This window comes from Dietzia timorensis (assembly GCF_020742175.1).
Classification (GTDB): Bacteria; Actinomycetota; Actinomycetes; order Mycobacteriales; family Mycobacteriaceae; genus Dietzia; species Dietzia timorensis_A.
Map to the genome: position 1 here is coordinate 1 of NZ_DYXM01000201.1, position 11494 is coordinate 11494.

11 protein-coding genes are annotated in these 11494 nt (G+C 65.1%); 8 read left to right on the forward strand and 3 right to left on the reverse strand.

The window, feature by feature from the left end:
* On the reverse strand, nucleotides 1–833 hold an 833-nt coding region (locus K8V11_RS10200; RefSeq protein ID WP_303913606.1), incomplete at its 3' end, for an ABC transporter ATP-binding protein.
* Nucleotides 830–2590: a polyprenol phosphomannose-dependent alpha 1,6 mannosyltransferase MptB gene (gene mptB, locus K8V11_RS10205; protein WP_303913609.1), complete on the reverse strand. Its 1761-nt coding sequence runs from the start codon at nucleotides 2588–2590 to the stop codon at nucleotides 830–832. The genes K8V11_RS10200 and mptB, both read right to left, overlap by 4 nt.
* Before the next feature lie 253 nt (nucleotides 2591–2843).
* On the opposite strand from mptB, the gene K8V11_RS10210 reads away from it, so the two are divergent.
* The 7 genes from K8V11_RS10210 to K8V11_RS10240 all read left to right on the forward strand — a co-directional run bounded on the left by K8V11_RS10210 (nucleotide 2844) and on the right by K8V11_RS10240 (nucleotide 9384).
* Nucleotides 2844–3557, forward strand: coding sequence for a metalloregulator ArsR/SmtB family transcription factor (locus K8V11_RS10210; protein WP_303913612.1), 714 nt, complete (start codon nucleotides 2844–2846; stop codon nucleotides 3555–3557).
* A gap of 114 nt (nucleotides 3558–3671) precedes the next feature.
* Nucleotides 3672–5129, forward strand: a complete 1458-nt coding sequence (sufB, locus tag K8V11_RS10215; protein WP_303913614.1) for a Fe-S cluster assembly protein SufB — start codon at nucleotides 3672–3674, stop codon at nucleotides 5127–5129.
* Nucleotides 5130–5132: 3 nt separating this feature from the next.
* Nucleotides 5133–6362 carry a Fe-S cluster assembly protein SufD gene (gene sufD / locus K8V11_RS10220; protein ID WP_303913617.1) on the forward strand — a complete coding sequence of 410 codons (1230 nt, stop codon included), beginning with the start codon at nucleotides 5133–5135 and terminating at the stop codon, nucleotides 6360–6362.
* A gap of 81 nt (nucleotides 6363–6443) precedes the next feature.
* A complete protein-coding gene (sufC, locus tag K8V11_RS10225) occupies nucleotides 6444–7214 on the forward strand; it encodes a Fe-S cluster assembly ATPase SufC (RefSeq protein ID WP_303913621.1) in 771 nt (256 codons plus the stop codon).
* An 8-nt stretch (nucleotides 7215–7222) separates the two neighbouring features.
* Nucleotides 7223–8470 (forward strand): cysteine desulfurase, encoded by a 1248-nt coding sequence (locus K8V11_RS10230; protein ID WP_303913624.1) that lies wholly within the window; start codon nucleotides 7223–7225, stop codon nucleotides 8468–8470.
* Nucleotides 8471–8475: 5 nt separating this feature from the next.
* Complete coding sequence (gene sufU / locus K8V11_RS10235) at nucleotides 8476–8916, forward strand: Fe-S cluster assembly sulfur transfer protein SufU (RefSeq protein WP_303913627.1); 441 nt, start codon at nucleotides 8476–8478, stop codon at nucleotides 8914–8916.
* Between the two features lie 93 nt (nucleotides 8917–9009).
* The gene (locus K8V11_RS10240) at nucleotides 9010–9384 is read left to right on the forward strand and encodes a metal-sulfur cluster assembly factor (protein ID WP_231887091.1); all 375 of its coding nucleotides are present in this window, start codon (nucleotides 9010–9012) and stop codon (nucleotides 9382–9384) included.
* 48 nt (nucleotides 9385–9432) lie between these two features.
* Here K8V11_RS10240 and K8V11_RS10245 read toward each other — a convergent pair whose 3' ends face one another.
* Nucleotides 9433–10611 carry a lycopene cyclase family protein gene (locus K8V11_RS10245; RefSeq protein WP_303913630.1) on the reverse strand — a complete coding sequence of 393 codons (1179 nt, stop codon included), beginning with the start codon at nucleotides 10609–10611 and terminating at the stop codon, nucleotides 9433–9435.
* A 120-nt stretch (nucleotides 10612–10731) separates the two neighbouring features.
* Between K8V11_RS10245 and K8V11_RS10250 the strand changes: the two genes are divergently transcribed.
* A partial coding sequence (locus K8V11_RS10250; RefSeq protein ID WP_303913632.1) for an ATP-binding cassette domain-containing protein occupies nucleotides 10732–11494 on the forward strand: 763 nt, incomplete at its 3' end.

Here is an 11494-nt window from a genome sequence, read left to right on the forward strand (position 1 = left end):
AAGAGCTCGGGGGAGGAGGCCCCGTCGATGCTGATCTCGTTGGCCCTGTTTCCTCCTCGTACGCGCACGTCGAAGCCGCTCAGTGCGCCGGCGAGGCTGTCCAGTTCGGATGCGGGCACGTCGTCGGGGAAAGTCGCCACCACGCCGTCACTGAGCCCGAGTGAGGAGATCTGTTCGGGTGAGCCCGTCGCGACAACGCTGCCGCGGTCGATGATGACGACGGAGTCCGAAAGTTCGGCCGCCTCGTCCATGAGGTGGGTGGTGAGCAGCACGGCGACGCCATCGCGGCGAAGAGCGCGGACGAGGTCCCACACGGCGATGCGTGACTGGGCGTCGAGTCCGGCCGTGGGTTCGTCGAGGAACACCAATTCCGGTTTGCCGACGATGGCGCAGGCGAGGGACAGACGCTGCTGTTGCCCGCCGGATAGCCGGCGGTACGGGGTGCGGCCGTGTTCACGCATACCAAGTGTGTCGAGCAGCCAGTCGACGTCGAGCGGGTCCGCATAGAACGAGGCGATGAGCCGCAGCATTTCCTCGGTGCGTGACGCGGAGTAGGCGCCGCCACCCTGCAACATCATCCCGACCCGGGCGTGCACCTGCTCGCGGTCGGCGATGGGATCGAGCCCGAAGATCGAGATCGAGCCCTCGTCCGGGGCGATGAAGCCCTCGCACATCTCCACGGTCGATGTCTTTCCTGCGCCATTGGGTCCGAGAAGGGCCATTACCTCACCCCGATGGAGATCCAGATCGATTCCGTCGACCGCGGTGGTGTCGCCGTATCGGCGAACCAGCCCGCGGGCACGCAGTGCGAGAGTCTCGTCGGCCTTGGTCACGATGTCGATGTTATGTCCTCGCGTGCGCGCCCCGAGCTACCGCCCTGTGCGATCCGGTCAAGGCGGAGATACCCCGGCCGCCAGGCGCAGAGAAGAAGCCCGATCCCGAGGACTATCACCGTGGCGACCCAGGCACCGATCGTCACCGACGGAGGCGGGCCGTACCCAGGCGGGAGCACGAAGCACGCAAGAAGCGCGGAATACCCGATGACAAGGAGACGGAAGCGCCACGCCGACACCCACGCGGCGAGCGGAACCATTGCCCAAAGTGCGTACCAGGGCTGGACGACGGGGAACATGAGAACAATGCCGAGAAGCGCAAGCCCCATTCCTCCGAGGGGGTGCAGGTGCCCCTTCCACACGACCCACAGCAGCCAAAGCGTCCACAGGCCGGCGACAAGCATCCCGCCTGTCTGGGTGATCGCGAGCACCTGCTCGGTGTGATCGCCAAGTCCGAGTATTTGCCCGACCGCGCCGACGATGACGCCGAACGCCGTGGGCAGCGACAGCCAGGACCGCACCGCCGTGGCTGCGCCGAGCTTGGTCAGCCAGCCGAGTCCGGAATCGGTCACCGCCATCGCGATGAGCGTTGTCGCGATCGAAAGGGCCGCCATGACTCCCACCGCGCGCAGCAATGCGCCCCAGCTCGTGCCGATCCGGCGGGCGAGCGCGATTCCGACGAAGCCGAGGGCGACGGCGACCGGCAGTTTGACCATCGCCGCCGCTGTCACCAATACCGTTCCCACGACGAATAACGCGTACTCGCGCTTTTCCCACCGCCCCACGTGATCGGTGGCGCGGAGAACCGCGACGAGCCCGACGCCTAGGAATCCGAGCATTACCGATTCGCTGTGGATGCCGCTGACGAGATGGAAAAGTACGAGTGGGTTGCCAACGCCCAGCCACAGTGCGGCGACATCGGATACGCCGCAGCGGCGCGCGAGGCGGGGGATGGCCCAGGCTGTCGCGATGATCCCGATGACGGCAAAGATGCGGTGTAGCGCAAGTCCGGCGACGACGTTGTCGCCGGTGATATCGAAGACAAAGCGTTCGATCGCGAGAAAGCCGGGGCCGTACTGGTTCGCCGTTTCGCGCCACATTGTCGGGACGTTGATCGTGAGCGGATGGTCGACCCCGAGCGCCGCCACCGGTCCGAGCGAATATGGATCCTTGAGTACCTCTGCCATCGCGCCGTGAGCGAGGTAGCTGTAGACGTCCTTGGAGAACATCGGCGGAGCGACGGCCAGTGGGATGGCCCACGCGGCGATGATTCGGTCGAGTTCGAGCCGCCGCAGAGTGGGCAGAGGCCTTCCGCGGAATGAGCGGCCAAGTGCGTAGTAACCAAGGGCGAGCCAGCACAGGGTGAGCGACACCATGCCGATCATCGCGATGGTCATCGAGCCCTGCTGGACGCGAAGCAGGAAGCCGACGACCCGTTCGCCCTGGGCCGGGTTCTGCAACACCGGCAACGCGCCGGCGCCGACAGCGCCGAATGCCATGAGCATCGACGCCGCCGTGCCCAGCAGCCGAAGCCTAGCGACGCGGATGGCGCGGATTTCGTCGAGAGGTTGGTGCGCCTGCTCGGACGTCGCGATCCGGGAGGCTGCCGCCCCGAAGGCGGCCGAGGCGTACCCGAGCCTCTCGCTCCACCAGGCGCCGAGGCTCCGTTTTCCGCCGGCTTGGCCCGTGGGGGTGTCGCTCGGGGGGCCGCCCGATACCTGGTCAGGAGACGCGTGGATCTGCGGTTGGTCTTCCACGCATCTGCTCCTTCGCTGCCGTCCGCACCTCGCGGCCGGGCCGCGCGGTGTCAATTGCCCACTACACGAGCGCGCCCGATCACTCGCACGCCGTCCGTATTCTCTCGGTTCTCTCGCTCCACCATAGTTTTCCCTATGACGTCGGACGCCGAGTTCCCTCGGCGCCCGGCACCGATTGCGTCCTTTTTCGGGGTGGAATTATTTACGAAACATATATGTTGCGTAATGTAGAGAGGCGTGAGGAGGTGAGTTGATGTCTGTCGCACCTATTGCACCCGAAAGTAAACCCGATTCGCCATCGAGCGGGGACGCCGGGGCCGGTACTCGAGAGAAGGTTCTCGGTCATCTGCTGCGGCATCCGGATTCGACGGCTGCGGAAGTTGCCCAGACGCTGTCCCTCACTCCGACGGCGGTGCGCCGCCACCTGGAAAATCTCGCAGAAGAGTCGTTGGTAGAAACGATTCGTCGGCCTTCGGGAGGACGTGGACGCCCGGCGCGAGCCTGGCGGATCACCGCTCGAGGCCGTGGTCTGCGGGGCGATTCCAACGGGCAGCTCGCTCTTGGGGCGCTTGAGGCCCTCCGAGAGGCGGGTGGTTCGGAAGCGGTGTACAAGTTCGCCTCGCGTCGTTTCTCTGCTCTTGTCGCCGGTGTCGAACCGGCCTCGGGACCGGACGATGTCGAACGCGCGGCGAGGGATCTCGCGACGGCCCTGTCGGAGGCGGGTTACGAAGCAACGGTGGACGAATCCATTGCCGGGGTGCAGCTTTGCCAGCACCATTGCCCGGTGTGGGACGTCGCCTCGAGCTGTCCGGAGCTGTGCGCCGCAGAGCAGGACGTGCTCGAGGTCAAGCTCGGTACACATATCCAACGCCTGGCGACGTTGGCCGTGGGTAACTGTGCGTGCACCACGAACATTCCCGTTCTAGATGGCCAGCCGGAACCGGAAGAGGTCGGCGATGTCTCCTAGCTCCCGGAATTGGACGTTCTGACCACAAACCTGCACGATTTCCCTGATAAACGACCGTCGGCAGCGTGACTGCCCTTGCATTGCCAGACGTAATAACCGAAAGGACGAGGTCGAATGACTCTCAGCCAGGACCAAGTGTCGGCCGAGACAACAGAGCGCGAATTGACCACAGACGAGGAAATCATCGATTCGATCGGTGCTTACCAGTTTGGCTGGCACGACAGTGACGCCGCCGGCGCCGCCGCCCAGCGTGGCCTCTCGCAGAATGTTGTTCGCGATATCTCGGGCAAGAAGTCCGAACCCGAGTGGATGCTCGAGGCACGCCTGAAGGCGCTCCGTATCTTCGAGAAGAAGCCGATGCCCACGTGGTCGGCCGACCTGTCCGGCATCGACTTCGAGAACATCAAGTACTTCGTCCGGTCCACGGAGAAGCAGGCCACCAGCTGGGAAGAGCTGCCCGAGGACATCAAGGCCACCTACGACAAGCTCGGCATCCCGGAGGCGGAGAAGCAGCGCCTCGTCGCCGGTGTCGCCGCTCAGTACGAGTCCGAGGTCGTCTACCACCAGATCCGCGAGGACCTGGAGAGCCAGGGCGTCATCTTCGTCGACACCGACTCCGGTCTTCGCGAGCACCCCGAGCTGTTCAAGGAGTACTTCGGCTCGGTCATTCCGGCCGGGGACAACAAGTTCTCCGCGCTCAACACCGCAGTGTGGTCCGGCGGTTCCTTCATCTACGTCCCGCCGGGCGTCCACGTGGACATCCCGCTGCAGGCCTACTTCCGCATCAATACCGAGAACATGGGCCAGTTCGAGCGCACTCTCATCATCGTCGACGAGGGCGCTTACGTGCACTACGTCGAGGGTTGCACCGCGCCGATCTACAAGTCCGACTCGCTGCACTCCGCGGTCGTCGAGATCATCGTGAAGAAGGGCGGCCGTTGCCGCTACACGACGATCCAGAACTGGTCGAACAACGTCTACAACCTCGTCACCAAGCGTGCGCGCGCCGAAGAGGGCGCCACGATGGAGTGGATCGACGGCAACATCGGCTCCAAGGTCACGATGAAGTACCCGGCCGTGTGGATGACCGGTGAGCACGCCAAGGGCGAGGTTCTGTCCGTGGCGTTCGCCGGCGAGGGACAGCATCAGGACACCGGTTCGAAGATGGTGCACCTCGCGCCGAACACCTCGTCCTCGATCGTCTCCAAGTCCGTCGCCCGTGGCGGTGGACGCTCGGCGTACCGCGGTCTGATTCAGGTCAACCCGGGCGCCAAGGGCAGCAAGTCCACAGTCAAATGTGATGCTCTGCTGGTCGATAACATCTCCCGATCCGACACCTACCCGTACGTCGATATCCGCGAGGACGACGTGACGATGGGCCACGAGGCCACTGTGTCCAAGGTCTCCGACGACCAGCTGTTCTACCTCATGAGCCGCGGTATGGACGAGGACGAGGCCATGGCCATGATCGTCCGCGGCTTCGTCGAGCCGATCGCGAAGGAACTCCCGATGGAGTACGCGCTCGAGCTCAACCGTCTGATCGAGCTGCAAATGGAAGGATCGGTGGGTTAATCCATGGCAACGACTGAAAAGGCCACCGATCTCGTGCCGGGCAAGGTCACCGGTGCCACCGCGGGCAAGGAATTCGACGCTTCGCTCACCAAGGGTGACGTCTTCACGTCTCGCGACGTGGAGGCCTTCGAGGTGCCCACCTTCAAGGACGAAGTCTGGCGTTTCACCCCGCTCAAGCGGCTTCGAGGTCTCCACGACGGCAAGGGAGTCGAGGTCACGGGCTCGATTGAGCTGACCGTGGGCGATAACGACGGAAACCCGGTCGACGGCGTCAGCGTGGAAAATGTCGCCACCGACGATCCCCGCATCGGGGAGGCCGGGGAGCCGCGCGATCGCGTGCAGGCACAGGCCTTCACGTCGACCGACACCGCGACGATCGTGACGGTCGCCAAGGAGCGCGAGCTCGAGACCCCGGTGGTCGTGAAGATGACGGGCCCCGGCGAGGGCAAGGTCGCCTTCGCCCATACCCAGATCCGTGTCGAGCGCTTCGCGCGGGCGATCGTCGTTCTCGACCAGGTCGGCAGCGGAACGATCGGCGAGAATGTCGAGTTCATCGTCGACGACGGCGGCTACCTCGAGGTCATTACCGTGCAGGACTGGGAGGACGACGCCGCCCACCTCGCCGGCCATCACCTCAAGGTCGGACGCGACGCTCGCGTGCGATACACCGCAGCGTCCTTCGGCGGCGAGCTGATCCGAGTGTCCTCCGATGGTCACTTCACGGCGCCCGGCGGAGAGATCGAGATGTTCGGCCTCTACTTCGCGGACGACGGCCAGCACATCGAGCATCGTCTTCTCGTCGATCACGATACCCCGAACTGCCGCTCGAACATCATGTACAAGGGTGCGCTGCAGGCGGACAAGACGTCGAAGCTTCCCGATGCCCACGCGGTCTGGGTTGGCGACGTGCTCATTCGTGCGGCCGCTACCGGCACCGACACCTACGAGCTGAACCGTAACCTCATCCTCACCGACGGCGCGCGCGCCGACTCCATTCCGAACCTGGAGATCGAGACCGGCGAGATCGAGGGCGCAGGCCACGCGAGTGCAACCGGACGTTTCGATGACGACCAGCTGTTCTACTTTCAGGCCCGCGGCATCCCGGAGGAAGTCGCTCGCCGGCTCGTCGTACGCGGATTCTTCGGCGAGGTGATCGCCAAGATCTCCGTCAAGGATGTCCGTGAGCGTCTCGCGGAGTACGTCGAGGACGAGCTCGCGCTCGTCGGCGTCTAGCAACCGTTCTACTTAGCGGCCCTTCGCCGGGAGTTACCGGCGAGGGGCGCCACAAACCACTTATCGAAAGCGATTGATCTCATGTCTACTTTGGAAATCCGCGGCCTCACCGCGCGAGTGGCAGCCACCGACGAGAACGAGGAAGCGAAAGAAATCCTCAAGGGCGTCGACCTCACCATCAACTCTGGCGAGACCCACGCGGTGATGGGCCCGAACGGTTCGGGCAAGTCCACACTGTCTTACGTCATCGCCGGCCACCCCAAGTACGAGGTCACCGGCGGCACCATCACCCTCGACGGTGAGGACGTGCTGTCGATGAGCGTGGACGAGCGTGCCCGCGCAGGACTCTTCCTCGCCATGCAGTACCCCGTCGAGGTGCCCGGCGTGTCGATGTCGAACTTCCTGCGCACCGCCGCGACCGCAGTGCGCGGCGAGGCCCCGAAGCTGCGCCACTGGGTCAAGGAAGTCAAGTCCGCCATGAACGATCTCAAAATCGACCCGAACTTCGCCGAGCGTTCGGTCAACGAGGGCTTTTCCGGCGGCGAGAAGAAACGGCACGAGATCCTCCAGCTCGATCTGCTCAAGCCGAAGATCGCGGTGCTCGACGAGACCGACTCCGGACTCGACGTCGATGCCCTCCGCGTCGTCTCGGACGGCGTGAACCGCTACAAGGAGGGCGAGAACGGCGGCATCCTGCTCATCACGCACTACACGCGCATCCTCCGCTACATCAAGCCGGACACCGTCCACGTGTTCGCCGATGGCCGCATCGTCACCTCCGGCGGCCCCGAGCTCGCCGACGAGCTCGAAGAGCACGGCTACGAGCGCTACACCGACGCGGCGAAGGCGTAGGTACCACGTTGTCCTCAGCACTGGATATCACCAAGATCCGCGAGGACTTTCCGATCTTGTCGCGCACGGTGCGCGATGGAAAGCCCTTGATCTACCTGGACTCGGGCGCCACATCGCAGCGCCCCAGGCAGGTGCTCGACGCCGAATACGAGTTTCTCACCACGTCGAATGCGGCGGTTCACCGAGGCGCGCATCAGCTCGCCGAGGAAGCGACCGACGCCTACGAGGACGCGCGTGAGGCGCTCGCCGGCTTCGTCGGCGCCGATGCCGACGAGCTCGTGTTCACCAAGAACGCGACCGAGGCGCTCAACCTTGTGGCGTTCGTCCTCGGCGACGACCGCTTCGAGGGGCACCACGTCGGCGAGGGCGACGAGATCGTCGTCTCCGAACTCGAGCACCACGCGAACCTTGTTCCTTGGCAGGAGCTCGCCCGCCGGACGGGCGCGACTCTCAAATGGTTCGGGCTCACCGAAGACGGTCGCATCGACCTCGACTCGCTCGAACTCACCGAGCGCACGAAGGTCGTCGCGTTGACGCACCAGTCGAATGTCACCGGCGCCGTTCTCGATGTGGCCCGCGTCGTCGACATGGCCAAGGCCGTCGGCGCGCTCACGGTGCTCGACGCCTGCCAGTCGGTTCCGCATATGCCGGTCGACTTCCGTGCGCTCGGTGTCGACTACGCCGCTTTCTCCGGGCACAAGATGCTCGGCCCCTCCGGCGTAGGCGTCCTCTACGGCCGTCGCGAGTTGCTCGCGCAGATGCCGCCGTTCCTCACGGGCGGATCGATGATCGAGACGGTGACGATGGAGGGTACGACCTTCGCCGCACCGCCCCAGCGGTTCGAGGCGGGTGTTCCGATGACGTCGCAGGCCGTCGGTCTCGGGGCCGCCGTACGCTATCTCGAGCGCATCGGGATGGATGCGGTCGCGGCGCACGAGGCCGAGCTCACCGCACGGGCCCTCGAAAAGGTGTCCGCCATCGACGGAGTGCGCATCGTCGGACCGACGGACAACACCGCTCGTGGTGGCGCCGTGTCCTTCGTCGTCGACGGGGTCCATGCCCACGACGTCAGCCAGGTGCTCGACGACCGCGGTGTTGCCGTGCGCGTCGGACATCACTGCGCGTGGCCCCTGCATCGCGCCTATGGAATAAATTCGACCGTCAGAGCGTCATTCGCGGTGTACAACACACTTGACGAGGCCGATGCGCTGGCAGAAGCTGTAGTCGCGGCGCAAGACTTCTTTGCAGTGAGGTAGGGGATATGAAGCTCGAACAGATGTATCAGGAAGTGATCCTCGATCACTACCGAAACCCGCAGCTTTCAGGCCTCCGCGAACCTTTCGGCGCAGAAGTCCACCACGTTAATCCGACGTGCGGCGACGAGCTCACGCTTCGACTTGAGCTCGGGCCCGACGGACGGACGGTCGAGGATATTTCCTACGAGGCCCAGGGCTGTTCCATCTCCCAGGCCTCGACGTCGATGATGGCGAGCCTCCTCGTGGGCAAGCCCGTCGAAGAGGCGATGGAGATTTTCGACGGCTTTCACGAGATGATTTCCTCCCGCGGGAAGATCGACGGCGACGAGGACCTGCTCGACGATGCCGTCGCTCTCCAGGGCGTGTCCCAGTACCCGGCGCGCGTCAAGTGCGCTCTGCTGGGTTGGATGGCCTTCAAAGACGCACTTGTCCAGCAGCAAAAGTAGTCATCACAGGAGTGATCGAAAATGACTGACGCCACGCAGCAGAAGACCGGCGAAGATGTCGCCGCCGAGGCTGATGCCTCGCAGGACGACTCGATGTCCTACAACGGCGAATTCCGTCCCGCCGCCGACCGCACCGAGCAGAGCCCCGAGGACCTCGAGCTCGCCGCCGATGTCGAGGAAGCGATGCGCGACGTCGTCGACCCCGAGCTCGGCATCAACGTGGTCGACCTCGGCCTCGTGTACGACATCTGGATTCACGACGGCAAGACCGCCCGGGTCGACATGACGCTGACCTCAGCCGCATGTCCGCTCACCGACATGATCGAGGACCAGGCGCACAGCGCGGTCGTCGACGACGGGCCGTGCGACGAGCTCGAGCTCAACTGGGTATGGATGCCGCCGTGGGGCCCCGAGAAGATTACCGATGACGGACGTGAGCAGCTCCGCGCGCTCGGGTTCACGATCTGATCTGACTCCAATCGCCCCGGGGCCTTAGGCCCCGGGGACTCCGGGAACCTACCGTCCGAGAAGCGCCGCGCGTGCCACCGATGCACGCGTGGCGTTTGTCGTATTCCACCACTGTGTGGCCATCGCCATTCCGGTCGGCAATGCCCTCGAACTTCGGTCCAGAAACGCTTGTTGACGTCGCACGTCCATCGCGGCGAAGCCCGCGAACATTTCCTGTAGCGCCGGACCATCGAGCGCCCGGAGGGCGCGGAGACCCATGCGATGCAGCGCACGCGTCCCTACTCCCGCAGAGGAGGGGATGGGGCGCCCGGCCGCGAGCGCGTCGGCTGCGCCCACTGCGCTGCGAAGGATCTCTCCGACGCTGTATCCGGTGGCCGGATGCCCGGCGGTGCCGGCCGTGCCGAAAGTCTCTAGGCCCTTTGGGCGCTTCGCCGGTAGCACGGGGAATCGGACTTTCTCGGTCGCGAACACCCCGCGCGAACTCTCGACATCGTCAAGATCTCCGGCCCTTCCACGTGTTCCGGAGGCCCAGCCGAGCCGCTGATGGAGGCGTTCTCGCAATTCGGTGATCGACAACGCCGGCGCTCCGACGAGGTCGGTCTCCTCGAGAAGCACCCTGTCTCCGGGCAGATTGACGGCGTAGAGGAAACTGGGCACCGCGGGCGATCCGAAGGAGTCGGTGCGCCAGTCCATCAGGAAGCCTTTGCTCCCAGGAAGGTATTCGCGAGCCAGACCGGCCGGCAGGACGACGCCGTATGCGCTCTGGCACGTGGCCGCCGCCGGGTCGGCACGCAGGTCCGGTGGGACGGCGCCACGGCAGTCGACGACGCGCGTGCCCTGCGCCGCGAGGGCACCCAGATCGGCCGTGGAAGGTGCTTGCTCCGACGTCATGCCTGGAGGGCATGCGGCAGCGAGGGAGCGTTGTAGGGCAGGGGAGTCCACGACGACGTAATCCGCGGCGATCCGTCCGAACTCCGGGCGTGCGCCGGATCTGCGTGGAGCAACGAGTCGTGGGTGGGATGTCGTGGCGACAGGAACTTCGGAAAGCTCGGGGAAGGCTGCGCACGCGGCCTCCCACTGGTCGTCCCACATCCCGTAGGTCGCCGACCAGACACGCCCGGGTCTGGGGTCTACGGCGCGCACGGAGAGGCCCCGGCGGGAGCACGCGGCGGCGAGGGCGAGGCCCGCGGGACCGAGGCCGGCGATGAGGAAGTCGCGAGTGGGCATATCGTCCACCACATTAGCCCGGAGTTCGGCGGGAGATTCTCGGTTCGCCTCACGGGCGAAGCGGCCGGTAATGTGGCCCGTTGGCCAATCGGCTCGATTTGAAGGGAACGGCGCTTACACGTGATCACCATTGACGACCTAGAGGTACGCGCAGGTGTGCGCACCCTGCTGCACATGGACGGCCAGACGCTGCGTGTGCAACCGGGGGACCGCATCGGGCTCGTCGGTCGCAATGGCGCCGGTAAGACCACCACCATGCGCATCATCGCCGGCGAGGGGGAGCCCTACGGCGGCGAAGTCATCTCGACGAGCGAGATCGGCTATCTCCCTCAGGATCCGCGCGAGGGGAACATGGACCAGACGGCGAAGAACCGCGTGCTCTCCGCGCGTGGCCTCGACGAACTGATGGCGAAGATGTCGATCGAGCAAGAGCGAATGGCCGACGACTCCGACGCGAAAAGGCAGGAGAAGGCCGTTCGCCGCTTCGGTCGGTACGAGGAGGAATTCTCCGCGCGAGGCGGCTACGAGGCCGAAAGCGAGGCCGCACGGATCTGCGCCTCGCTGGGGCTGGAGGACCGCATCCTCGAGCAGCAGATGGGCACCCTTTCGGGCGGCCAGCGTCGCCGCGTCGAGCTCGCCCGGATTCTGTTCGCCGCTTCCGAGGGGGGCGGGAAGTCCGCGACGACGCTGCTTCTCGACGAGCCGACCAACCACCTCGACGCCGATTCGATCAACTGGTTGCGCGACTTCCTCGCCAAGCACGAGGGCGGGCTCATCATCATCTCCCACGACGTCGAGCTTCTCGAGGACGTGGTGAACAAGGTGTGGTTCCTCGACGCCGTGCGTGGCGAGGTCGATGCCTACAATCTCGGCTGGAAGAAAT

Coding starts and splice junctions, on each gene's coding strand:
- K8V11_RS10240 (WP_231887091.1), top strand. CDS start 9,010: ATGTCCTACAACGGCGAATTCCGTCCCGCCGCCGACCGCACCGAGCAG.
- sufB (WP_303913614.1), top strand. CDS start 3,672: ATGACTCTCAGCCAGGACCAAGTGTCGGCCGAGACAACAGAGCGCGAA.
- sufU (WP_303913627.1), top strand. CDS start 8,476: ATGAAGCTCGAACAGATGTATCAGGAAGTGATCCTCGATCACTACCGA.
- K8V11_RS10245 (WP_303913630.1), bottom strand. CDS start 10,611: ATGCCCACTCGCGACTTCCTCATCGCCGGCCTCGGTCCCGCGGGCCTC.
- K8V11_RS10210 (WP_303913612.1), top strand. CDS start 2,844: ATGTCTGTCGCACCTATTGCACCCGAAAGTAAACCCGATTCGCCATCG.
- sufC (WP_303913621.1), top strand. CDS start 6,444: ATGTCTACTTTGGAAATCCGCGGCCTCACCGCGCGAGTGGCAGCCACC.
- sufD (WP_303913617.1), top strand. CDS start 5,133: ATGGCAACGACTGAAAAGGCCACCGATCTCGTGCCGGGCAAGGTCACC.